The organism is Bremerella volcania, from assembly GCF_007748115.1.
Lineage (GTDB): Bacteria > Planctomycetota > Planctomycetia > Pirellulales > Pirellulaceae > Bremerella > Bremerella volcania.
The window spans coordinates 2,721,092-2,743,761 of sequence record NZ_CP036289.1; the positions used below are offsets into that span (position 1 = coordinate 2,721,092).

The following is a 22,670-nucleotide window of genomic DNA, read 5'->3' on the forward strand; positions in this document are numbered from 1 at the left end:
CATTCTGCCTGCTGATAATCATGACGATGAAATCGAACGCCGACACGCACATCCTGGTGGTGGAAGATGAGGAACATCTGGCCGTAGGGATACGCTATAACCTGGAAGCGGAAGGGTACCAGGTTTCCGTCGCGGAAGATGGCCGTCAGGCGCTGCGGATCGTGGAAGAGAATACGGGCCGCGTCGACCTGGTCATTCTCGATTTGATGCTGCCCGGCATGAGCGGTTACGCCGTGTGCGAAACGCTACGGAGTAACGGCGAGGACATGCCGATCCTGATTCTCAGTGCCCGCACGCTTTCGGAAGATCGTACCCGCGGCTTCGATGTCGGGGCCGATCAGTACATGATGAAACCGTTCGACCTGGACGAGTTTCTTAGCCGCGTGAAGAATCTGTTGTCCTTGCGTCGTCGTCGGCAGCCGCAGAAAGACGTCGAAGAGGATCTGGTCCATCAATACAGCTTCGGCGACGTCGAGATCGACTTCGACACCTTCCAGGCGTTCGTCGGGGGCAAACCGATCCGCCTGACGCAGCTGGAATCGAAACTACTCTACTACTTCGTCAGCCACCCCAATCGCATCATCCCCAAGGGAGAACTGCTGCGGGAAGTGTGGGAAATACCGGCTAACGTCTCGACCCGAGCCCCTGACCAGTTCATTGCCCGGCTGCGAAAGATGTTCGAGAAAGACAAATCGAAGCCCAAGCACTTCATCACCATCCGCGATGCTGGCTATCAGTTTATTCCCAATGGCGCCGTCACGTCGCCGGAAGCTGAAAAGAAACAAGCGGACGACGAATCGGATGCGAAGGAATAAAAGAGGCCATGCGGTTGGCATGGCCTCTTTTGGGGATTCATTCGATATGAAAGCAGGCGGTTAAACCTTGATCGTGCCGTCTTTGGTCTTTTGCTTGTAGTCGACAACGTCCCATATCACGCCGCACATTCGCAGGCCGCGGATGACGTTCCAGGTCAGGTCGAATTCCCACCATTTGTGACCGTGAACGGCCATGCGGGGGTAAGCGTGATGGTTGTTGTGCCAACCTTCGCCGAAGGCCAAAAGACCAACCCACCACAGGTTGGTGCTCTTGTCGGTCGTTTCGTAGTTGCGATAGCCCCACATGTGCGTGGCTGAGTTCACGAACCAGGTGACGTGCAGCAGGATGGTCAATCGCAGGAACATCCCCCACACGACCAGCGAAACGCCGGTGTACCAGCCGCCGATCGCGTAGCCCAGACCCAGCAGACCGAAGCCAAGTGCCAGGTGCCAGAGGATGAAGGTCTTGTGCAGGAACCAGATGACCTTGTCTTTACGCAGGTCTGGACCCCAACGCATGTGCAGTTCGTCCTTTTCAGGACCGGTGTGATGTGGGAAGAGCCAGATGATGTGAGCCCACAGACCACCGTCGAGCGGCGAGTGTGGGTCGTCTTCCCCATCGCTATGAGCGTGATGCTTACGGTGCGTCGAAACCCAGTCGAGGGCCGAGCCTTCGCCGGACAACTGACCGATGAACGCCAAGGCCCACTTCACTGGCTTGGTGGTCTTGAAACCGGCATGGGTCAGGTAACGGTGGAAGCCCAGGGTCACGCCGATGCAGCCGGTCAAGTAGAACAGCACCACCGCGGCAACCAGTCCGCTCCAGGTAAAGCAGAACGGTGCTGCGAGCGCCCCCAGGTGAATCAGGCCGATCCAGCCAATAATGGGCCAGGCACCACCGTGGCGGAAACGCTGAGCATAGGGCTTCGATTGGCGCGGGCGGCTGGGATCCGATTTTTTATTTTTGCTAGGTCGCTCTTTTGTGAGATTGCTCTCACCGAGTAGCGAAGTCTTTTCGTTTTCGGTGACGATCGACATGGAAATGTCCTTATTTGCGATCCATTCGGGGGAGAGGTCCAAGTCGCGATTCTCTGGCGGCAGCTGAAGCTTCGCGGGATTGAGAAGAATTGTAAGAGGAATCGTCTCGACGAGGGTAAACGGCGTGTCGAAGCTGTGTAATAGTTGTGTAAATGCGGGCGAGAACTAGGGTTAACGCCCCTGAATCGATGAAAATTGCCCCACTCAGGTGGGGAGGTGTCTGCTAGCTGGGGTGTTTGGGTAAGTGCATCGTCGACAGCCAAGCCAAGAAACGACACGAGGGTGACCCGGTGGGGCACCCTCGCCAATTGTTAGTTTAGGAAGCGTACGCAGCGGAGGCTTACTCGGGTTTCTCTTCCTTTTTGGCTTCCTGCTTGGGCTCTTCGGTCTTCGCCTGTGGCTTGGCTTCTTCCTTTACCTCTTCCTTCTTCGGCTTGGCGTCCTTCGCTTTGGGCTCTTCTTTCTTATTCGGTTCTTCTTTCGCAGGAGCTTCCTCAGCGGTGGCTTCACTTTCCTTGGGCGGCGCGGCGGTGATTTTTTCGGTCGACCAGTCGGCGCGGTAGCGAACCATTTTGGTATCTTCCGGCACGAAGGTTGGTTCGATCGGTTCGATCTCGCGGACCCACATGTTACGGAAGCGTACCGGGTTGCCGTGAAACTGTAGGCTGATGCTTTCGGCGTCCTTGTGGCGGTCGTATGCCGGCGGCTTGTGCCAGTTGGTGCTGCCACGGATCGGGTAGCTGTTTTGCACCAGCACCCCGTTATGAATCACCGTGATGCGAGCCGGAGCGACGACGTCTCCCTTTTCGTTGCGGATCGGCTTGGTGAAGACGATGTCGTACGTGTTCCACTCGCCGGGCTTCTTCATCGCGTTGACCATCGGGGGCGACTGCTTGTAAACGGCACCCGCCTGGCCATCGAAGTAGGTCGTATTGTCGTACGAATCGAGGATCTGAACCTCGTAGTGTCCCATCAGAAACACGCCGCTGTTACCGCGTCCCTGGCCACTTCCTTTGACTTCATCCGGCGCGGCCCATTCCATGTGCAGCTGAATGTCGCCGAACTTCTGCTTGGTGTTGATTCCCCCCTTGGCTGCCGTGGCGACGCCGTCCTCAAACTTCCACTTTTCACCTCCATTCCAGGCCGACATGCCGTCGGTGCCGATCAGAACGATCGCGTCCGAAGGAGGATCCGAGGGCTTCTCGCCGGGGGTGATGACCTTCGGTTCGGGCCACTCGATACCACTTTTGAACTCTTGACCACAGGCAACCGAGGCCACAGCGAGGCAACAAACCAAGGAAATAAAACTACGCATCGACATCAGATGTCCTCTTCGGGGTGGGTGATTTTTGCAACAATACGAGAAGGGTAACCGTTGCGGACGTGATCCCCTATTCTAACTTGCCCCGTTTTGAAAAACGATAGGTTGGCCTCGGGCCCCGATTTCCCCGGAAAAAGCATGCTGAAAGAGATTAGCTGCCCCGATTGTCACTGGCACCGGCTGGTCGGAACGGCCGAGAAGCTGTGCCTGCTGCACCAGGTCGGGATGCTTCGCCGCGAGGAAAATCCCGACCAAGCCATCATCGAAGAGCTGTTCCAGCGCAGCAGCCGCAAGCTGACCTGTGGCGAGTGCGGCCGAGTCGGGCTGCGGATCGATTTCCCTCGTGACGAAGAGGAAGACTGGGGAGATGGCCGCGTCTGCCAACAGTGCCGTAAGACGATCCCGCCCGAGCGGCTCGAGGTCTTCCCCGATACCAAGATCTGCGTTGCCTGCCAGCAGAAAGATGACGACGGCCACGACGACACCCAGCCCGATTTTTGTCCCAGGTGCGGAGAGATTATGATATCTGGCACCTCTCGCGGCGGCGGACTGACGCGTTATCGCTTGCGTTGCCCCCGTTGCGGCTGACCTTACCTGAACACTTATTTCCGAGAAGATTGAATGTCGCGATTCCTGCTACTTGTTTTCGCCGCCTTGCTGACCGGCTGTTTCGTCAAACCTCCCAGCCAGGAAACACAGCGCGCCGAACCTTCGTTCGAGCGGCAACTGCTTGACGTCTCGTCGGCCGCGACCGATAGCATTCACGTGTCGGACTCGGCCGTGCCGCTGCAACAACTACAGCACCTGACCCAGGCCACCGATCTACGCGAGGTTCGCCTGGATCAAACCCCAGTGACGGATGAAGAAGCAGAGATCATCGCCTCGATTCCAACGCTCAAGATCGTCAACTTGCCGATGAGTGAACTGACGGACGAAGGGATCGCGAAGATCGCTTCCTTGCCGAAATTGGAACTGCTGCGCGTCGGCTCGCCGAAGATCACCGACGCAGGCATCGCCAAGGTTAGCGAAAGCCCTACGATTCTTTACCTGCATTTGCTCAACAGTCCGGTGACCGATGACGCGGTCGATGCGATCGCGGCCATGCAGCAGCTCGAATCGTTCTACGCGGACGGCACCCAACTGACCGACGACGGCATGTCGAAGCTGGTCAAGGCACGCCCGAAACTGCACATCCATTTCAACGACCTGCATCCGGCCGGCAGCCACGCCGATCATTCGCACGATCACGATCATCACGACCATGATCACAGTCATGACCATGGCGATCACGACCACAAGCACTAATGCCCAGGCGACTTGATTTCCTGGTAATTGCTTGCGATAACCAGACGGCCGCGCTATTCCCCCTTCCAACCAACCTTTCCCTCGAAGTGATGAACTATGGCCCGCGACTTGTCTGAACTGCATGAACTTGCCACCGATTTGTTTGCCTGGCCCGCCAATGCCGCTGGCTGGGACCAGTATCGACTCACCCAAGAGCAAGTCGATTTCTTCAACGAAGAAGGCTACCTGGCCGGCGTGAAGATCTTGGATGAGAAGCAGATAGAAACGCTGCGCGGTGAACTGGCCGAGTTCTTCGAAGCGGATCACGAAGGCCGAGAGCTATGGTACGAGTACCACACCAACGAATCGACCACGCCGGAGACGGTCCTGTTTCATGCCCTGGGCGCGTGGCGTCTGCGTCCTGCATTTCATGACGTCCTGTGGGCTCCTGGCTTCGTGATGGCGGCCAGCCAACTGCTGGGTGGTCCGGTCCGTTTCTGGCACGATCAGCTCTTCTGCAAGCCCGCCAAGCATGGCGGCGTGGTGGCCTGGCACCAAGATTATTCGTACTGGACGCGAACCAAGCCGATCGCGCACCTGACCTGTTGGATCGGTCTGGACGATGCCACCAACGACAACGGTTGCGTGCAGTACATACCCGGTAGTCACAAGTGGGATCTACTGCCGATCACCGGCCTGGCCGGCAACATGGAAGCCATCCGCGAGGTGCTGACCGACCAGCAATGGGAGCAGTTTCAGCATCCGGTCGGTGCCGAGCTGAAAGCAGGCCAAGCGACCTTCCATCATCCGCTGATGGTGCATGGCTCGTTTGAAAATCGCATCAATCGCCCGCGCCGCGCGACGGTGATCAATGCATTTCGCGATGGGGTCGTCAGCGACAAGAACGAGGAACTGCTCACCGGCGTGCCACCGATTCCGCAAGGTCAGAAGATGGAAGGACAGTTCTTTCCGCTGCTGTTCGACCCGGCCAGCATCGGCTAAACCGAAAAGTTTCTTGTCATTTTTCCGGAACGTTCCTACGATACGAATGGTCTCTTCTGGAAGAGCTTTTCGTGTTCGTTGGGCATCTCGGGAGTTCGTGGCATGGGGCATCATCCCCGCAGAATCGTATCGGTATTGTTCTCGGCTGCCGTTGTATTGGCAGGCAGCCTGACCTGGTCGGCCTGCCAGGTCGCGGCCGCGAATGCCCAAGAGGTGATCGACCAGCTTCTCCGCGAAGGTTGGCAGGTCGGCCCCGATGGCATGGCCGCTGCGCGGCAGGGAACCGCATCGGCACGCCAGCTGCAAGATGCCGACGCCCTGTATGCCGCCGGCCTGGCGCTGTTGCGGCATCATCAATACGACGATGCGGCCGAGGTATTTCAGGCCGCGATCGAAGTCGACCCGAAACATTACCGCAGCTGGCGAGCACTCATCTGGATTCGCACGCTGCAGGAAAAGTTTGACGCGGCGCTGGTCCAGGTGCAGCGATTGGCCAAGCAGCTACCGGCCAGTGAGCTTACCGGCCAGGACGAAGCGAAAGTCTTGGAGACGGTTCGCCTGCTGGGGCGCTTGTTCGGCTTCTACGAAGGTCCGCGATCGGGCGATGTATCGGCGGCGCTGGTAACCCGCGCGCGAGATGCGATCCGTCCCGCCCTGGTCGGTCAGCGGCAGACCGAATTCGATAACAACTATCAAGACGTTGCAACGCTGTTCACCTCGTCGACGACCGAGCAGCAAGATGCCAAGGACGACGCCAAGCTGAAGGAGCAGATGGAGAAGCAGAATAATCAGCAGCAGCTAGAGGTCCGCCGAAAACAGATCGAAGTCGACACGCAGCAGGCCACCGATCAGATCGACAAACTGCGCAGCGAGTGGATTCAGGAAGAACAACGCTTCACCCAGCTGGAAGGTCCGCTGAACGTCTCCATTTCGCAGCTCGAGTCGCAGCAGAGCGTCATACGCCGCGAGCTGGCCATCTTGATTGACGACGTCTTTCGCCTGACTGAAGAGCGCCGACAGACGACCGATCCGGTGCGCAAAGACCGCTTGGACCGCGAGATCTTCCGACTCGAACGATTGATCAACGATTACGAACGCGACCTGGCCCTGGTTCAGGCCGAAGGGCGACGGCTGGTTGCCAGTCGTGATGTTTTGCGAACCCGCCAATTGCAAACACAGCAGCGGTTCGAGGCCGAGATCAAACAGCATGCCGATCGTAAGCAAGATTTGGAACGAGCCGAGAAACGCCTTTCGCTAGAGACCCGTCGCAACAATCGGCCGGCCACTGGCAACTCAGCGAAGGTGCGCGTTCTTTCTGCTAAGACGTCCAGCATTCGTACCTACCACGACTTTCCGTTGGAAGTCGAACGCTTGACGCTGTTGGGCCCCTAGTTGCAGGTGCAGACGGCTTCTGGCTGCTTGGCCAGTTCGACCTCGCAGATACGCCGCAGGATTTCTTCCTCGGTGATCACCCCGTGGTATTCTTCCCCCCGCGGGCAGATCATGACTGCGTTGATCTGCTGCTCGTACATCGTCGCGGCAGCATGACCCAAGGTGCACGTTCGTTGCAGGCAACTGGTCGTTTTCAACAAGTCGATCGCTTTGTACGATTTGCCGGTCTGCCCGTCGAACAGTGATCGAGCCATTTGCCGACAACAGTCGCGGCGGAGATCCCGGTTCGTGATGACCCCCAGCGGACAATCGCCTTGGACGACCAAGACGTACGAGAGGCCCTTTTCTAGGAACATTCTGCGGACGTCGTCGATCGGGGTATTGCTTTCTACAAGCTGAGGTTCACTGTCGTATGCCTGCTGGATGGCCATATCGTGTACGACATGCGAACTGTAAGCAAACTCACGAGTGAAGTCGGTCGTCGTTACGATTCCCGATAGAACGCCATCTTTGGTAACCGGCAAACAGTGGATGCCCCGCTCAAGGATCCGGGCTAAAGCCTCTCGAGGGCTGCCCGAATAGTCGATCGTTTCTACGTTTCGCTTCATGAAACTGCTGATGGGTACCTGGTAGTTTTTGCGGCACTGTTCCAGGGATACATTGGCAATGTAACGCTCGGTGGCAGCCTGGATGATGTCTTGATCCGATACGATTCCGACGACGCGCTGCTGATCGTCGACAACCGGCCAATGATGAAAGCCGGTGCTGTAGAGCCGCTCGAGGAGTTCGTCGAGCATAACGTCTTCGTGAACGCTAATCGGATTAAACGTGACCAGCGTTTCCATGCCCCGTGCCAAGAACGAATGACTAACGACCATGTCCATTTCTGTCCCGAAAGGTATGCGCGTGTGGTAATTCTCAACTTTTGAAACTTACTGCTTTACCCGTGCTTTCATCGGCACTTTGTCTGTTAGATGAGGCCAATTCTGGGGGGGAAATGTCGGTTGGTGCCGGTTGTAACGAAGATGCATCCCTCTGGCAGGGAATCCGTTGTGGATGCCCGAGAGTTACGGCAGGACTAAAGTCCGCCAACGCGTGATATCACGAAGCGTGCGCGAAGCGCATCGCACCCATATCTACAGCGAACCAAGAAAACGTTTCGGCAGCGATCCATGGATGTAGAGTCCACTGACCCCTGCCGAAGACGAAGTTCTTCATACTACTGGATTACCCGAAGAATGACCTCACAGGCAACCTTCGGATTACTTCTTCGCGTCGATCATGCCGCGGTTTTTCAGCCACAGATAGCACAGATTGCCCCACTCGGAAGTGCCAGGGATCGACTTGGCCAGGCCCACGCCGTGACGCCCTTTCTCGAAGACGTGCATCTCGGCCGGGACTTTGTTCTTAATCAAAGCCAGGTAGAAGACGACACTGTTTTCCGGTGGCACGCCGGTGTCTTCGGTGGTGTGAAAGAGGAACGTCGGCGGCGTGTCGGAAGTGACCTGCAGTTCGCTCGACATCGACTGGACCAACTCTTTGTCAGCATCGTCACCCAACAGGTTGCGCTGCGAGCCCTTGTGCGTGTACGGCTGATCGAACGCGATCACTGGGTAGCACAGAATGGCAAAGTCAGGTCGGCAACTGACGCGGTCGATCGGGTCTTTCGCATCGGGGTTGCCTGCGTCGAAGTGAGTTGCTGCGGACGATGCCAGGTGACCGCCGGCTGAAAAGCCCTGGATGCCGATACGGTTAGGATCGACGCCATATTCTTCGGCCCGGGCACGCACGGTGCGGATGGCCCGTTGGGCGTCTTGCAGCGGAATGGGGTGCTTGTAGCCGCGGCCCGAGTGACGATATTCCAGCACGAACGCGGCCACGCCACGGTCGTTCCAGAAGTCCGCGATATCGACCCCTTCGTGCCCAACCGCCAAATGGCCGTAGCCGCCCCCAGGAAAGACAACCACCGCGCAGCCGGTATTGATCTCGGAGGCTGGCAGGTAGGTGGTCAGCGTGGGGATGTCCTTTTCTTCGGTTCCCTTGGCACCAGGGGCACCATCTTTCCACAGCGGGGCCTTCTTACCTTCGGCGGCCCAAACGGCTGAGGAAGAGAGGAACAACACAAGGCAGCACGACGCTAGATTCTTCAGCATGATGGTCTCCACAGGTGAAATCGGTGAGGCAGGGGCCGAGTTTGGCAGGTTTGGCGGTCAAGCGGGATGCAATTCGCCACGGCTCATGGTAATTTATATTACTCCGAAACAATAGTTTCGCTTGATGACCTGTCCGTTATCCTCCCCCCCGACCCTCCTCTACCAAAGGACTCGCTGTGCGAAAAAGTCTGCTTGCCGTAACCTCTGTGGTTCTCGCATTGGCCACCGTGACCTCCGCTTACACGTTTTATCGCCTGGCCGGGACCGGCGAGAAAATGACCTCCGCCGCAGGGGCCCTGGTCGAGTCGCTCGATGCGGAGCAGAAGAAAGTGATGCTCTATCCGTACGATAGCGAGCAACGCCTCGGCTGGCACTTCATCCCCAAGGACCAGCGCAAGGGCCTGCAGATGAAGCACATGACCGAAGATCAACGCAAGATGACGCACGCCTTGCTGCAGTCCGCGCTCAGCGAAGTCGGTTACAACAAAACCACCGAAATCATCTCCCTGGAAGCCCTGCTGAAGCACATTCAGACGAAGGGCCCGATTCGGGATACCGAGCGATACTACGTGACCATCTTCGGCGAGCCGAAGGCCGATAGCCGTTGGGGCCTGAGTTTCGAAGGGCACCACCTCTCGCTCAACTTCGTCGTCGAAGGAGACAAGGTCGTTTCGTCGACGCCGCAGTTCTTCGCCACCAACCCGGCTGAAGTCAAAGAGCAAGTCCTCGAAGGTTACCCCAAGGGGATGGAAGTGCTGAAGGCCGAAGAAGAAGTTGCCTTTACGCTGGTGAACTCGCTGGCCAAGGAACAGCTCGAAAAGGCCGTGATCGCCGAGAAGTGCCCCGCCGAGATCCGCAACGCCGGCCAGCCGCACCCGCCGCAAACGGCTGCCGAAGGGATTGCCTGGAGCAACTTGAACGCCGATCAAAAGGCCACGCTGAAGAAGCTGATCGAAACGTACGTCTCGGCCATGCCACAGGACGTAGCCGCCAAGCGCTACGCCGATCTGGAAGCCGCTGGCTGGGACGGCATTCACTTTGCCTGGGCGGGTGGTTTCAAGGATGGCATTCCGCATTACTATCGTGTTCAAGGCGAAACGTTTCTGATTGAATTCGTCAACGCTCAGCCGGACGTCTCAGGCAACCCGGCCAATCACATTCACTGCGTATGGCGTGACATGCGAGGCGACTTCGCTTTGTCGGCGAAGTAACGCGTCGTTGGTCATTCCATCCGAACGGAATTGATGATGGAAAGTTTGTGTGTCTTTTGCGGGTCGGCATCCGGAAGCCGGCCTGTCTATGCTCAAGCCGCCAGCCAACTGGGCCGCATGATGGCCGAGCGCAAGATCAAACTGATCTACGGCGGCGGTAAAGTTGGCATGATGGGCGCGCTGGCCGATTCCGTCCTTGAGGCCGGCGGCGAAGTGATCGGCGTAATCCCCGGGGCCCTCGTCGAGCGAGAACTGGCCCACCACGGCGTGACCGACCTGATCGTCGTCGACTCGATGCACCAGCGCAAAGCGAAGATGTCGGACTTGTCCGACGGCTTCCTCGCCCTCCCAGGCGGGTACGGCACGCTGGAAGAACTGTTTGAGGTGATCACCTGGGCTCAGCTTGGCTTTCACAGCAAGCCATGCGGACTGTTAAACATCGAAGGCTTCTTCGATCCTCTGCTGGCCATGCTCGACCAGGCCACCGACCAACAGTTCATGTCTGCCGACTGTCGCGGCCTGCTGCTGACCTCCGACGATCCCGCGGAGGCGCTACAACAACTCATCGCCGCCCACCCGCACGAACAACCGCGGTGGATTGATCGGTCGGAGACGTGAGGATGGCGCCAACCGTCTACGTAATCGCAGGCCCAAACGGAGCCGGCAAGACCACGTTCGCCTCGAAGTTCCTGCCTGACTTCGTCCACTGCAAAGAGTTCCTCAACGCCGACCTGATCGCCGCCGGTCTTTCACCGTTCGATCCAGAATCGCAGAGTGTGGCGGCAGGGAAGATCATGCTTCAACGGATGGATGAGCTGACGAGTAAAAGAGAAAATTTCAGCTTCGAGAGCACCCTCTCTGGGCGTGGCTATATTAAGAAGTTTGATTCTCTCCGAGAGCGGGGCTATGAAATCGAAATCTTTTTCTTGTGGTTGCCAAGCGAAGATGAAGCCGTAGAACGAGTTGCCAATCGTGTTCAACAAGGCGGGCACAATATTCCTGAACCAGTTATCCGTCGAAGGTATAATTCGGGAATACGAAACTTTTGGATGGCTTATCGACAAATCGCGGACAGATGGCATTTGTATGACAACTCCGGCGTCCCCCCATATCGTATTGCCAGATCAGTGGCGGGGAAGTTACAAGTAATTCAGCAAGCACCCTACGGCAAGTTTGAGCAATTCGCGGAGGGCATTTGATGATCGAGAAAACAAGTGACATTTCGGAACTCGCGGATGCTGCTTTCAGGGCTGCCTCACTCGATGTCATCGAAACATGCAAACGAACAAAGACGCCGCTTCTGACACGTATCGATGGCGTTCCCATGTCGATCCCGTACGATCAAATCGAAAAGTACATCGACGTAGAAGCCCTGCGAAAGCAAGTCGAACAAGAACGCCCCGAGAAACAATAATCCCGTAGGGTTAACGCACCAGCGTCAAACCGGTCGGCAGGCTCTCTCCGAAGATCTGCGACTGTTCTTCTTCATCCAGCTGACCCCCTTCCCGCACGATGCGGACCCAGTGCTCGGTTGCTTTCTGCTTCTCGAGCCACGCGGCGGCTTCGTCGCGGGCACCTTCGGCCAGGTCGCGGTAGCGGTCGTCGGTCCGGCGGGCTAGTTGCATCACGGCCAGTAGGTCGGCTCGGTCGGTCGTCTTCTGCGTGGTGATCGCTTTGAGCCACTGGGCGGCGATCTCTTTCGGGACCAGCGTATTGAGCGGCCCGTATACCGGCGTGCGGGTTCCCAGTCGGCCGATCGTCCAGGCCATCGCTCCGCGGGCCGGTTCCAGTTTCTTCTTGCCCAACAGGTCGACCAGCATGCGGCCGATCTCGGTTTTCTCTTGGGCTCCCAAAAGTTCCAAGCTTCCCAGCAGACGCCACGCTTCGATCGCTTGTTGCGGAGTGAACGTCGCGGCGGCTGTGGTTCCGCCGCCACCGCTGGTCATGCGCTTGTGCATCGCGCGGGTCGCGACCAGAAGTGGTTCGGCGATCGCTAGCTGCTGTCCTCGATTGAGCCCCCCGGCAATCCGTCGCCATAGAATCAGCGACTGATTGCGGCAGTTATCGTCGTTGTGCAGCACCTTGCCTTGCAGTAGCTTCCACGTCTCGGAGACTCGCCAGTCGTCGAGCGCCAGGCCATACCCAGGCCGCAAGCAGTAGCCTGTGAGATTCAGCCAGCGCGACTCGTGCGTGGGACTTTTGCCGCGGCCGGACTCCAGGTCCATCAGGTGTTCCCACATTCGCCGCAGCAGCGAAGTCGGCCACTCGTCGCGGCCCATCCCCAAAGCCGCATCCAAATCTTTGATCAACGGCTGCGGCTTGCGGGTTGCCTCGTTGCCGAACGTTTCATTGAGTACCTGAGCCGCGTCGTTCCATAGCGACTCATCGAGCATCCCTTCCGCTTCCTTAGCCGACTGGTGCGCGGCGACGTCGGTTTGCGTGGCGCTACGAATGTCGAACTGCAGTCGCCAGGTGCGATCGCTATCGACCTGGGCGCACCATAGTTCGATGGTGCCGATCTCGGTCAGCTTGGCGTGCAGATGCACGGGGATCGTTTCCGCTTCGGCGCGTCGCCGTGCCCGCAGCACGGTACGGATCGGCGGCAAGGCTTTGATCTGCTGCGGATCGATCGGAACCAGTTGTCCTGGCTCGTCGATCAGGCGCGTGCTGGAAATGAACAGTGGAAACTCGACCGGCTCCGACACGCGCAGCTGAAAGGTCAGATCAAGGTCGATCTCTTGCCCTGGCTCAGTCGTCGCCGGAAGCAAGCACATCGCGTCCAGCGAGCCGTCGCTGCCGATCCCAATGTAATAGGTGCGGGCCAGGTTGGCGGTGATCTTCACGCCTGTGCCGCGGCGGACCTGGCCGTAGTAGGTCGCTCCGCGCGAGACGGCCAGGTCGAGATGATGGTTCTCCAGCAGCACCGGCTGCCAATTGGCGTCGTCCTTCGCGAACCAACGAGTCAGTACGTCCAGCAGACGCTGCTTGAGGACAGGCGATTCGAAGAAGCCACCATTGAACAAAACGAGATCGGGACGAACCGCTCCACTCGCGTGGCGGTTTTCTTCTTCGATCACCTCATTGTGCGTTCGCAGGAAGTGCGCCAGCCAGCGGGTGATGGCCGCGTCGGGGGCATACGGCAAGCCAAATTCCTGAAAGCCAGAGGTCCGCGTATCAGGCACGTCGGTCAATTCACAATCGGGCAGGAAGCCTTCGACCAGCACCTGGTGGACTTCGGCTCGCGTGACCTCGCACTGCAGCGCACCGCCGATCAGTTTGGAACCGAGCGCCGGCAAGCTTATCGTCTGCGACTCCGGGGCGTCGGGTCCGAGAAAGGCCTCTTTAATCTGACGGCAGCGACGCACCAGGATCGACCAGCGATCGGCCGGCAGTTTGTCCTTGGGTGAGAGCTTTTGCTCCAGATGATGGGCCAGCGCCAGGTCGAGGTTATCGCCGCCGAGGATCAAATGCTCGCCAACCGCCACGCGATGGAACTGCACCAGGTTCTCTTCGCCGGCCCGGGCACGGATCAATGTGAAGTCGCTCGTGCCGCCGCCGATGTCGCACACCAGGATCGTCTGCCCTGGCGTTACGTGCTGCTGCCAACTGTCGGCATGCTTGGCCAGCCAGTCGTAGAACGCGGCTTGCGGTTCCTCGATGAGAACCACTCGGTTGAGCCCTGCCTGCCTGGCCGCTTCGACGGTCAGCTCGCGGGCAATTTCATCGAACGAAGCCGGCAACGTCAGCACGATGTCTTGCTCTTCGAGCGGCTCGGATTTGAACCGATGGTTCCATGCCCGCCGCACGTGCTGCAAATAGCGGCTACTCACTTCGACGGGCGAAAGCTTCTCGACGTCGGCGGTGCCGTGCCAGGGAAGCAGCGCCGCCGTGCGATCGACGCCGGAGTGCGAGAGCCAACTCTTGGCCGAGTTGATCATCCGGCCAGGGACGCTGGTACCGTGATCGCGGGCAAAGCTGCCGACCGCGGTCGTCTCGTCCGACTTGCTCCACGGCAAGCGAAGTGCATCCTGGGCGAACTCCCCTTGGGCCGCTTGATAGTGAAACGACGGCAGCGTCGTGCGTGCTTCGATCTGGCCCGGGGCAATGACCTGCGGGACGGCGAAGGTCTCGATCTTCGCGCCTTCGGTCTGCGTATCGAGGAACGTCACGGCCGAGTTGGTCGTGCCCAGGTCGATGCCAACGAGATAGCGGCTGGGAAGTTCCTCTTCGTCGCCGGGCCGCTGGGCGGAAGTTGCTTTGACGATTGACATGGTGAGAGTGATTTCTTGATTTGCCACAGAGTGCACAGAGTGCACAGAGAGCACGGAGGGAAGAGTTTTTTGACCAGGGATTACACGGATGAACACGGATAAGAAAGACTTATTTGGCCCAGAGAGTCATCTCTGGGTGGCCGCAGGCCACAAGCGGCTAATACATGTGGCCTGAACCTAATAGATTGTTTCTATTCTGAGTCACGTCCATTCATGAGCCGCTTGTCGGCTAAAGCCGACCCAGAGATAGCTCTCTGGATAGGGATGAAGACCCGTTGCTCCTAGGGTTTACTACGAGTGTGTTAGTAACCCATAAACCCAAAAGGAGCAACGAGCGATGTCTAGTTTACCAACTTTCGTCGGGCTTGATTACCATCAGGATTTGGTTCAGGTGTGTGTTTTGGATTCGGAAGGGCGGACGCTGGCGAATCGGTCGGTGCGGAATGAGGCTGATTTGATTGCCCGCTTTGCGTTGCAGCATGGCACGCCGCAACGCGTGGCGATCGAGGCCTGTTGCGGGGCGGCCGATCTGGCCGAGGAACTGGTCACCCATCGCAATTTGCCGGTGCAGCTGGCTCATCCAGGCTACGTCGCACGGATGAAGCGTTCGCCTGACAAAACCGACCTGGCCGATGCCCAACTGCTGGCCGATCTGGCTCGCGTCAATTACCTGCCGAGCGTGTGGCTGGCCCCCGAAGCAACGCGGCAACTGCGACGCCTGGTCCGCCATCGGGCTCAATTGGTGCGGCGGCGGCGGGACGTTAAACTGCGGATTCGTGGGCTTTTACGAGAAAACCGGGTGCCTTCACCGGGCGGCACGCCTTGGACGAAGAAGTGGCTCACATGGCTGCAGGAAACAGACGACTTGGCACCAAGCGACCGGTGGCTTGTGGAAGACCACCTCGAGGAATTGACTTCCCTGGGGCGTCGCATCCGTGCTGTGGAAGCCAAGATCAGGCACACGGTCGAAGACGATCCGGTCGTTGCGAAGCTTCTGACAATGCCCGGCGTGGGGCTGGTGACGGCGGTTACGCTTCGCGCCGAGATCGGTCGCTTCGATCGCTTCACGCGTGGCAAGCAACTGGCTCGGTTCTGCGGAGTGACGCCTCGCAATGCCAGCAGTGGACAACGTCAGGCAGATGCAGGACTGATCAAGGCCGGCAACCCCGACCTGCGGACTGTGTTGATCGAATTGGGGCATCGACTGATTCGACAAACAAGTGGCCCATGGACCAAGCTAGCGACCGGCATGCTGAGTCGAGGCAAACCGAAGAACGTGGTGGTCGCGGCGGTCGCCAATCGTTGGGTTCGCTGGCTGCACCACGAACTACGCCGCGAAACGCCCCAAGCGGATCGCGTTTTAGAGCAAGCCGTTTAAATTAAGGAATCCCCACAACTCGATAGAACTCTGGGAGATCCTTCGAAAGAAGCGACTGGTCAAGCATTCACCTGTTCCGGCGGGAAGGTACGCTCGAGGTGGCCCTGGGCTCAAGCTCGTCTCTGGTTAGGGCAGCCTTCCCCTTTACTTCGAAAACACCCACAGGGGCTATCCCACCACGGGAAACGCTCGGATAGAGGAAGGGAACCACCGGTGAAAACACTTGACAACGAGTCTGTCTTCATAGAGGGCCACCCGACTTCGATCATCTTTCTTATCCGCGCCCATCCGTGTAATCCGTGGTTGCTCTTCTTCCTTCCCTCGGTGCTCTCTGTGTCCTCAGTGGCTAAAATCCTGCTTGCGTTGATTGAACCAGCCTAATCCTCTTCGCGGACGTTGAATTCGAGTTTCCAGCGGCCGGAGGTTTTGCTGCTGACGCACCATAGTTCGAGCATGCCTAGCTCGGTCACTTTGCTGTGGAAGGTGACCGGGACGTACGGCTCGTTAATCTTGTCGTCGCGCGGTAACGAAGCTTCCAGGCTGTCGGTCTCGGAAATCTCGGCTTCGTCCCACCGCTGAATCATCTGCCCCGGCTTGTCGTCTTTGCGAATCGGCGACGAGAAGAAGCGGAACTTGGTGGTCTCGCCGACCACCAGCCCGACCTCGGCGCTGGGGACGTCGGTCTCGGTCCCTTCTTCCATGCCGATTGGCACGACGTTGAGCAAATGGAGCGGACGCGGCGCACCGGGGATTGCCAGGCCGGAAGTTTGAATCCCGACATAATAGGCCTGGGCCGTTCCTCCGCGGATACGAATGCCCCCCTTCTCTTTCGCGAAGCCGTAATACGCCGCACCGCGCGCGACGGCGTAGTCGAGGTCGTGATCCCCTTCCAGACGCTGCGGAGGCTGATCCGGCTGCCACGAGGCGATCGTTTCCATCAAGCGCGTCTGAAACGGTTCGCTCTTGAAGACGCCACCGTTGAACAGCACGTGCGTCGGGTGGATCGCGCTGCCCGCTTTCTCGGAATGCTGGGCCAAAAACTCGGCCAGGTGCCGCGTGACGGCCGGGTCCGATTCAAACGGCAAGCCCAGTTCCTGAAAGCCGGAGACGAATCCTCGTTCGGGCTTGTCGGTTGCGGCACATGCGGGAAAGAACCCTTCCAGCAGCATCGCTTTGATCGGCTCGCGCTCGACGTCGACGGAAACGGTCTTGGCGATCAGCTTGCTGCCGCGTCCCAGGATGCTGACCGGATGCTTGTCGGGTCCGTCCTCTTGTAGCAACTGTTCCTTGGCGGCTCGACAGCTATGCCATAGCGATACCGACTGCCACGGATCGAGCGTGACGTTCTTTTCTTGGAACAGTTCGGCCACATGAAACGCCAGGGCGAGGTCCATGTTGTCGCCGCCCACCAGTAGGTGATTGCCGACCGCCATCCGTTTGAGGACCAGTTCGCCCGCTTCCTCTTCAACGGTGATCAGCGTCAGGTCGGTCGTACCGCCACCGACGTCGCACACCAATAGCTTGTCGCCCACCTTTAGGGCCTTGCGCCACTTGTCCCCCATGTGACCGAGCCACGAGTAGACCGCGGCCTGGGGTTCTTCCAGCAAGGTGAAGTCGGCCGGGAAGCCTGCGGCGATGGCCGCTTCGTGCGTCAGCTCGCGAGCACTGGCGTCAAACGAAGCTGGCACCGTCAGCACGACCGCTTGATCGGCGAACGGATGCTCAGGCTGGGCTTCGTTCCACGCCGCCACCAGGTGCTGCAGGTACCGCCGGGATGCTTCGACGGGCGAGATCTTGCCGACCTCTTCCGGCGCGTTCCATGGCAGGATCGCGCCTTGCCGGTCGACCTTATGATGCGAGAGCCAGCTCTTCGCTCCGCCGACCGTACGGTCCGGCGTATCGGCCGACTGACGCCGGGCCCACTCGCCGGTGGCGTACGATTGACTATCGCCCCATGGCAGCCCAAGCTTGCCCCCTTCCTGGTCGGCCTCGGTGGCGAGGTACAAGAAGGAGGGAAGCGATTTGCGGTTCTCGATGGTACTGGCCGCGACCAGTTGCGGGATCTCTAGCAGCTGGACGACCGGCTGTTCGGCTTCCAGGTCGCTGTAGGCGAGGACGCTGTTGGTTGTGCCGAGGTCGACGCCGATGACATATTTCGCCCCCATGCGCTTAGACCTCCACTTCTGCCGGATTGAGGACTTGGGCCTGGGCGAGCGTGCCGTTGAACTTTGGAACGTCGCACTTGGTGGCCTTCCAGCCGCGATGCACGAGCGTGCCGCCGGCGGGCTTCTCGTTCTGCACGTTGCCGACCAGGCGAATTTCGCTGGCGTCAAACGACTCTGGCAGATCGATGCGGCCTCCCTCTTCTTCGTCGCGCACCGGACTGATGGCGAACAACCGGTTGAGGGTGGCCTTGGTGTCGCGCTGCACGTCACGTACGGCGGCACCAATCTGGGCGTCGTCGTACTCGCTCAAGTCTTCCTGAAAGAGATCGAGAAAACGGGCCTCGCGCTGCAAGGTTCCCAGCAGCACAAGCGCGTCGATGCCATCGGGCCGCGGTGGCTTGGGCTTCGGAGGAGGTGGTGGCGGAGGAGGAGGCGCCGGTTTCTTTTCCTGCTCTTTCGGGGCAGGCAGCGAGAGAGACTCGGCTCGCTCGGCGACTTCAGAATTAAATAGTATTTGAAAAAAGAGCTTGAAAGCTAAACCAATTCGGCTCATTCACTTCACGCTGTGGTTGGATGATTTACAAGTACAACGGGTGCCGTGCTCTTCACTTTCCGGTCCCCTCTCCCTTCCCAAGGGAGAGGGCTAGGGTTAGGGTTGGCAAGCGGGTACCCAGTTCGCCCCTCACCCTAACCCTCTCCCCAAAGGGGCGAGGGGACAAGATGAAGAGCACGCTCAAGAAGGCTTGAGCATGGCACCCAGGATTGCCCTTAGCACCACAAGTCACACCCAGACGGGTGTCCGAGACGTTCCAACGTATCGGCAATGTTCACTGCTTGCAATTGGCCTGCTTTTGTTGGCGAAGATGCCAACGGTAATGCCACTTACGGGCGTAATGTTGAGTGCTAGAAAATAGGGTGAACCTGGCGCTCATTAGACGTTTCCTACCTGCGGGCCCGTTGTTAGTATATGAGTCCGCGCAGGCAATGATTCGCCTGCTTACCTCCGCTAGAACAAATTCAGGCAACCCTCCACTATGGCCACCGATGCCGCCTCGCTTGAGGCAGCTTCTTTGCGACGCGATCCGCTCGTCCGAGCGACCCCTTTCTTCTATGGCTGGGTCATGCTGGGAGTCGCGATGGTCGCTCAGTACTGTACCAGCCCTGGTCAGACGTACGGCGTGGCCCTGTTCAACAAACATATTGCCACTTCGCTGGCAACCGAAACGTACAAGAGCACTCACCCCGGCCAAGAGGTGGTGCTGACCAAAGAACTGATCGACGCCGAGATCGTGACGGTCACCACCGCCTATTTGTGGGGAACCATCCTCGCCGCGTTTCCGGTCCCTTGGATCGGAGCACTCGCCGATCGATGGGGACTGCGAAAGACGATCACTCTGGTCATCGTGCTGTTCGGATTGGCGTGCATGTTCATGTCGCAGGTCGAAGGACCGTATGCCCTGTTCGTCGCATTCCTAGCGATACGAACGCTCGGGCAAGGCTCGCTGACACTGCTGGCGACCAACACGGCCGACATGTGGTTTCAGCGAAAGCTCGGCTTCGCCAATGGCATTCGCAACCTGTCCGCACCGATCGCGTTCGGAACGTTTCCGGTCATTACCATCGCACTGATCAACTGGTTCGGCTGGCAGCAGGCCTACTTCGCGCTGGGCGTCGGCGTGTGGGCGATCATGTTTCCGCTGCTGATCTTCGTCTTCCGCAACCATCCCGAAGAAGTCGGTCAGCTGCCCGACGGCGAGAAGCACGCTGCTCGCAAGGACGATGAGCCTGAGAGTCGCGGGTCGTTCTTCATGATGCCGCAGCTGACCCTCGGGGAAGCGCTCACCGAGCGGTCGTTCTGGATTGTGCTCTCCTTTATGACGATGTGGGCCATGATCGGCACGGCCCTGATGTTCATGGTGATCCCCTACGTCGAAAGTCGAGGCCTCACCGAAGAGGACGCACAGGTCGTCTTCTGGACGATGGCCATCAGCATGGCCAGTTGCCAGTTCTTCGGAGGCATTCTGGCCGACTATTTCAAGTTGAATTACCTGCTGTTTGCCGGCTCGGTACTGCTGGGCGTGGGCGTGCTGGTCTATCTGTCGATCGACTCGGTTTGGATGGCCGGTGTTTATGGCTTGACGTTTGGCGTGGCTCAAGGGGTCTCGGCTGCCGGATCGAATTCACTTTTGGCACGTTACTTTGGTCGGGCCCACTTGGGGAAGATCAAAGGATTTCAGATGATGACGATCGTCGGAGGCAGCGCCGCCGGGCCGTTTCTGATGAGCCAGGGGAAAGAACTTCTCGGTAGCTATGACTCCGTGTTGTGGTTGTTTGCTACCATGTTGTTCGTTCAGGCGGTTGCGTGCTTCTTCGCGACCCCGCCCGCCGCACGAGACCAGGTGGCGGACCCCAGCAAGCACTCCCATCCGCAAAGCACCACTCATGGCACGGCTCCATTTACGGGGACTTCCACCGGGGACCAACCGCAACCAGCTCTTCAAACTGCTGATTGAACAGGCCGATATCCCCGGCAAGGAAATCGGCGCGATCGATCTGATCCGCCGCCAGGCCAGCGTGGAGGTCGCCGAGGACCGCGCGAAGCGGGCCGCGAAGACCCTTCGCGAAACGCTGCCGGAAGTCGACGCATTCTTCGAGCCGGACCAAATCGAATGGCCCTCCCTGTTTCAGGACTTCCGCCGCTGGATGGCCCTGGAAGCGAAGGAAGAGTCACAGCGTCTGGCCGACGGCAAGCAGAAGGAAGGTCTCCTCAGGGGCCTGAAGCTGCACGAGCAGTGGTCGGCTCTGGCCGGTCGGGTGATCTGCCAGTTCCGTCCTAAGACCCAAGGAGCCTCGCTACCACCACATCGCTTTCGCTCCGGCTCACCGGTGATCGTGCAGGACGTCGAACAAAACCAGGTTCGTGGGCTCGTCGCTTCGGTACGCGACGGCTCGATCGAAGTCGTCACGCAAGACTTTCTCGAGAACGACGACGACCCGTTCAACTTGATTCCCAGCGACGACGAAGTCACGCGACGCCGTATGGAGTTTGCCCTGAAGCGAGCCGCCAGCGCGACAGGCAATCGCCTGGCCGAGCTGCGCGACGTCTTGCTCGGCGAAGCGGCCCCGCGGTTTGATGCATCGGCCAGTACCGGCGACGCGCCGCGTAGCTTGAACCCGTCGCAGTGGGACGCCGTCGACAACGCCCTGCGAGCCGAAGACGTGGCCATCATTCACGGTCCGCCAGGCACCGGCAAGACGGTCACGCTGGCCCATCTGATTCGTAGGCTCGTCGACCGAGGCGAAAAGGTCCTCGCGTGTGCTCCCAGTAACCTGGCGGTCGATAACCTCATGCTCCGCGTGATGGCTCAAGGGGTGAATGCCGTCCGGCTCGGGCATCCGGCTCGTGTTTCGGCGCAACTGCACGACGCGACGCTCGATTACCTGGCGCGCTCGCACGCCGATGCCAAGCTGGCCGATAAGCTCATTCGCGATGCTCAGGCAAAGCTGCGCAGCGCCGGCCGTTATACCCGGGCCAAACCAGCCCCTGGCGAACGCGCCGCTTTGCGGGATGAAGCCCGGCAGCTGTTCGACGATGCCCAGCGCATTCAACGGCAAACGCTCGATCAGATTCTTACAGGTGCCCAGGTGCTATGCGTCACGTTGACCGGCATCGACGACGACCTGCTCGCCGGACGCAACTTCGATACGGCGGTAATCGACGAAGCCTGTCAGGCAGTTGAGCCAGCGTGCTGGATCCCGCTTTCGCGAAGCTCGCGCGTCATTCTCGCCGGCGACCACTGCCAGCTTCCGCCAACGATCTTATCGCAGGAAGCGGCCAGCGCCGGCTACGCCGAAAGCATGCAGCAGCGGCTGGTGAAAAAGCGGCCTGAGATCGCGCGACTGCTCAAACGGCAATATCGCATGCACTCGTCGATCATGGATTTCAGCAGCCTCGAGTTTTACGATGGCCAGTTGGAAGCGGACGACTCGGTCGCGTCGCATGACCTGCAGCCGCTGCTCAACGATGCCGTCTACGTCGATCCGAAGCCGTGGCAGTTCTACGACACGGCCGGAGCTGACTTCATGGAGGAAGAGGACGATGCCACCTCCAGCCGCTATAACGATGCCGAAGCGCGGTTCGTCGCGAAGAAGGCCACGCAGCTGATCGAAGCAGGCATTCTTCCCGCGGCCATCTCGGTCATCTCTCCTTATGCCGCCCAGGTCCAGCGTCTGCGGAATCTGCTTCCTGAGGGAGTCGAGGCGGACACGGTCGATGGTTTTCAAGGACGCGAAAACGAAGCTGTGATCATTTCGCTGGTCCGTTCGAACACGTCCGGCGAGATCGGCTTTTTGCTCGATACGCGTCGCATGAATGTTGCCCTGACGCGGCCTCGGCGAAAGCTGATCGTCGTGGGGGACAGTTCGACGATTGGTGGTAACTCGTTTTATGGGCGGCTGTTACAGTATGCTGAGGCGGTCGACGGCTGTCACAGCGTGTGGGAAGAATTGGACTAATCCAATAACCCGCTGGTAGTGGTGCCTTCTTTGACTTTGCGCGATAACCAATTTCAGCTATTATAAGAAGTTTACCGCCCCGCCTGAATCTCCTGCCTTCCAGCCGCGGCCAGAAGAGGCTCATT

Annotated in this window: 19 protein-coding genes; 12 read left to right on the top strand and 7 right to left on the bottom strand. The window is 59.0% G+C overall.

Annotated elements, in window-relative coordinates:
* Nucleotides 1-20 precede the first annotated feature (20 nt).
* Nucleotides 21-815 (top strand): response regulator transcription factor, encoded by a 795-nt coding sequence (locus Pan97_RS11160; RefSeq protein ID WP_144972512.1) that lies wholly within the window; start codon nt 21-23, stop codon nt 813-815.
* Between the two features lie 60 nt (nt 816-875).
* Here Pan97_RS11160 and Pan97_RS11165 read toward each other — a convergent pair whose 3' ends face one another.
* Together Pan97_RS11165 and Pan97_RS11170 are read right to left on the bottom strand one after the other, a co-directional pair.
* Nucleotides 876-1,853 (bottom strand): acyl-CoA desaturase, encoded by a 978-nt coding sequence (locus Pan97_RS11165; protein ID WP_144972514.1) that lies wholly within the window; start codon nt 1,851-1,853, stop codon nt 876-878.
* Nucleotides 1,854-2,193: 340 nt separating this feature from the next.
* Nucleotides 2,194-3,174 (bottom strand): 3-keto-disaccharide hydrolase, encoded by a 981-nt coding sequence (locus Pan97_RS11170; RefSeq protein ID WP_241676387.1) that lies wholly within the window; start codon nt 3,172-3,174, stop codon nt 2,194-2,196.
* A gap of 138 nt (nt 3,175-3,312) precedes the next feature.
* On the opposite strand from Pan97_RS11170, the gene Pan97_RS11175 reads away from it, so the two are divergent.
* The 4 genes from Pan97_RS11175 (at nt 3,313) to Pan97_RS11190 (ending at nt 6,852) form a co-directional block, all read left to right on the top strand.
* Nucleotides 3,313-3,762, top strand: coding sequence for a TraR/DksA C4-type zinc finger protein (locus Pan97_RS11175; RefSeq protein WP_144972516.1), 450 nt, complete (start codon nt 3,313-3,315; stop codon nt 3,760-3,762).
* A gap of 33 nt (nt 3,763-3,795) precedes the next feature.
* Nucleotides 3,796-4,479, top strand: coding sequence for a leucine-rich repeat domain-containing protein (locus tag Pan97_RS11180; RefSeq protein ID WP_144972518.1), 684 nt, complete (start codon nt 3,796-3,798; stop codon nt 4,477-4,479).
* Between the two features lie 96 nt (nt 4,480-4,575).
* Entirely contained in the window at nt 4,576-5,460 is an 885-nt protein-coding gene (locus tag Pan97_RS11185; protein ID WP_144972520.1) for a phytanoyl-CoA dioxygenase family protein, read from the top strand.
* Nucleotides 5,461-5,562: 102 nt separating this feature from the next.
* Nucleotides 5,563-6,852 (top strand): tetratricopeptide repeat protein, encoded by a 1,290-nt coding sequence (locus Pan97_RS11190; protein ID WP_144972522.1) that lies wholly within the window; start codon nt 5,563-5,565, stop codon nt 6,850-6,852.
* Here Pan97_RS11190 and Pan97_RS11195 read toward each other — a convergent pair.
* Nucleotides 6,849-7,730 carry a CBS domain-containing protein gene (locus Pan97_RS11195; RefSeq protein WP_165698704.1) on the bottom strand — a complete coding sequence of 294 codons (882 nt, stop codon included), beginning with the start codon at nt 7,728-7,730 and terminating at the stop codon, nt 6,849-6,851. The genes Pan97_RS11190 and Pan97_RS11195 overlap by 4 nt on opposite strands.
* 384 nt (nt 7,731-8,114) lie before the next feature.
* Nucleotides 8,115-9,005 (bottom strand): alpha/beta hydrolase, encoded by an 891-nt coding sequence (locus Pan97_RS11200; RefSeq protein ID WP_144972526.1) that lies wholly within the window; start codon nt 9,003-9,005, stop codon nt 8,115-8,117.
* Nucleotides 9,006-9,181: 176 nt separating this feature from the next.
* On the opposite strand from Pan97_RS11200, the gene Pan97_RS11205 reads away from it, so the two are divergent.
* The 4 genes from Pan97_RS11205 to Pan97_RS11220 are packed head-to-tail and all read left to right on the top strand — an operon-like array spanning nt 9,182 to nt 11,630.
* Nucleotides 9,182-10,216, top strand: a complete 1,035-nt coding sequence (locus tag Pan97_RS11205) for a DUF3500 domain-containing protein (RefSeq protein WP_196782356.1) — start codon at nt 9,182-9,184, stop codon at nt 10,214-10,216.
* A 33-nt stretch (nt 10,217-10,249) separates the two neighbouring features.
* The gene (locus tag Pan97_RS11210; protein WP_196782357.1) at nt 10,250-10,834 is read left to right on the top strand and encodes an LOG family protein; all 585 of its coding nucleotides are present in this window, start codon (nt 10,250-10,252) and stop codon (nt 10,832-10,834) included.
* 2 nt (nt 10,835-10,836) lie between these two features.
* On the top strand, nt 10,837-11,415 hold the full coding sequence (locus tag Pan97_RS11215; RefSeq protein ID WP_144972528.1) for a zeta toxin family protein: 579 nt from the start codon (nt 10,837-10,839) through the stop codon (nt 11,413-11,415).
* Nucleotides 11,415-11,630 (top strand): hypothetical protein, encoded by a 216-nt coding sequence (locus tag Pan97_RS11220; protein ID WP_144972530.1) that lies wholly within the window; start codon nt 11,415-11,417, stop codon nt 11,628-11,630. The genes Pan97_RS11215 and Pan97_RS11220 overlap by 1 nt, the downstream gene beginning before the upstream one ends.
* 10 nt (nt 11,631-11,640) lie before the next feature.
* Here Pan97_RS11220 and Pan97_RS11225 read toward each other — a convergent pair whose 3' ends face one another.
* Nucleotides 11,641-14,487 carry a hsp70 family protein gene (locus Pan97_RS11225; RefSeq protein WP_165698705.1) on the bottom strand — a complete coding sequence of 949 codons (2,847 nt, stop codon included), beginning with the start codon at nt 14,485-14,487 and terminating at the stop codon, nt 11,641-11,643.
* 337 nt (nt 14,488-14,824) lie between these two features.
* On the opposite strand from Pan97_RS11225, the gene Pan97_RS11230 reads away from it, so the two are divergent.
* Nucleotides 14,825-15,865 (top strand): IS110 family RNA-guided transposase, encoded by a 1,041-nt coding sequence (locus Pan97_RS11230; RefSeq protein ID WP_144972314.1) that lies wholly within the window; start codon nt 14,825-14,827, stop codon nt 15,863-15,865.
* A gap of 377 nt (nt 15,866-16,242) precedes the next feature.
* Here the strand turns inward: Pan97_RS11230 and Pan97_RS11235 are convergent, their stop codons facing one another.
* Together Pan97_RS11235 and Pan97_RS11240 are read right to left on the bottom strand one after the other, a co-directional pair.
* The gene (locus Pan97_RS11235; protein WP_144972532.1) at nt 16,243-18,030 is read right to left on the bottom strand and encodes an Hsp70 family protein; all 1,788 of its coding nucleotides are present in this window, start codon (nt 18,028-18,030) and stop codon (nt 16,243-16,245) included.
* Between the two features lie 4 nt (nt 18,031-18,034).
* Entirely contained in the window at nt 18,035-18,583 is a 549-nt protein-coding gene (locus tag Pan97_RS11240; protein WP_144972534.1) for a DUF2760 domain-containing protein, read from the bottom strand.
* 481 nt (nt 18,584-19,064) lie between these two features.
* Here Pan97_RS11240 and Pan97_RS11245 point away from each other — a divergent pair, with 481 nt between their 5' ends.
* Both Pan97_RS11245 and Pan97_RS11250 read left to right on the top strand, forming a co-directional pair.
* A complete protein-coding gene (locus Pan97_RS11245) occupies nt 19,065-20,543 on the top strand; it encodes an MFS transporter (protein ID WP_144972536.1) in 1,479 nt (492 codons plus the stop codon).
* Nucleotides 20,473-22,545, top strand: coding sequence for an IGHMBP2 family helicase (locus tag Pan97_RS11250; RefSeq protein WP_165698706.1), 2,073 nt, complete (start codon nt 20,473-20,475; stop codon nt 22,543-22,545). The genes Pan97_RS11245 and Pan97_RS11250 overlap by 71 nt, the downstream gene beginning before the upstream one ends.
* Nucleotides 22,546-22,670 lie beyond the last annotated feature (125 nt).

Coding starts and splice junctions, on each gene's coding strand:
- Pan97_RS11160 (WP_144972512.1), top strand. CDS start 21: ATGACGATGAAATCGAACGCCGACACGCACATCCTGGTGGTGGAAGAT.
- Pan97_RS11165 (WP_144972514.1), bottom strand. CDS start 1,853: ATGTCGATCGTCACCGAAAACGAAAAGACTTCGCTACTCGGTGAGAGC.
- Pan97_RS11170 (WP_241676387.1), bottom strand. CDS start 3,174: ATGTCGATGCGTAGTTTTATTTCCTTGGTTTGTTGCCTCGCTGTGGCC.
- Pan97_RS11175 (WP_144972516.1), top strand. CDS start 3,313: ATGCTGAAAGAGATTAGCTGCCCCGATTGTCACTGGCACCGGCTGGTC.
- Pan97_RS11180 (WP_144972518.1), top strand. CDS start 3,796: ATGTCGCGATTCCTGCTACTTGTTTTCGCCGCCTTGCTGACCGGCTGT.
- Pan97_RS11185 (WP_144972520.1), top strand. CDS start 4,576: ATGGCCCGCGACTTGTCTGAACTGCATGAACTTGCCACCGATTTGTTT.
- Pan97_RS11190 (WP_144972522.1), top strand. CDS start 5,563: ATGGGGCATCATCCCCGCAGAATCGTATCGGTATTGTTCTCGGCTGCC.
- Pan97_RS11195 (WP_165698704.1), bottom strand. CDS start 7,730: ATGGTCGTTAGTCATTCGTTCTTGGCACGGGGCATGGAAACGCTGGTC.
- Pan97_RS11200 (WP_144972526.1), bottom strand. CDS start 9,005: ATGCTGAAGAATCTAGCGTCGTGCTGCCTTGTGTTGTTCCTCTCTTCC.
- Pan97_RS11210 (WP_196782357.1), top strand. CDS start 10,250: ATGATGGAAAGTTTGTGTGTCTTTTGCGGGTCGGCATCCGGAAGCCGG.
- Pan97_RS11215 (WP_144972528.1), top strand. CDS start 10,837: ATGGCGCCAACCGTCTACGTAATCGCAGGCCCAAACGGAGCCGGCAAG.
- Pan97_RS11220 (WP_144972530.1), top strand. CDS start 11,415: ATGATCGAGAAAACAAGTGACATTTCGGAACTCGCGGATGCTGCTTTC.
- Pan97_RS11225 (WP_165698705.1), bottom strand. CDS start 14,487: ATGTCAATCGTCAAAGCAACTTCCGCCCAGCGGCCCGGCGACGAAGAG.
- Pan97_RS11230 (WP_144972314.1), top strand. CDS start 14,825: ATGTCTAGTTTACCAACTTTCGTCGGGCTTGATTACCATCAGGATTTG.
- Pan97_RS11235 (WP_144972532.1), bottom strand. CDS start 18,030: ATGGGGGCGAAATATGTCATCGGCGTCGACCTCGGCACAACCAACAGC.
- Pan97_RS11240 (WP_144972534.1), bottom strand. CDS start 18,583: ATGAGCCGAATTGGTTTAGCTTTCAAGCTCTTTTTTCAAATACTATTT.
- Pan97_RS11245 (WP_144972536.1), top strand. CDS start 19,065: ATGGCCACCGATGCCGCCTCGCTTGAGGCAGCTTCTTTGCGACGCGAT.
- Pan97_RS11250 (WP_165698706.1), top strand. CDS start 20,473: ATGGCACGGCTCCATTTACGGGGACTTCCACCGGGGACCAACCGCAAC.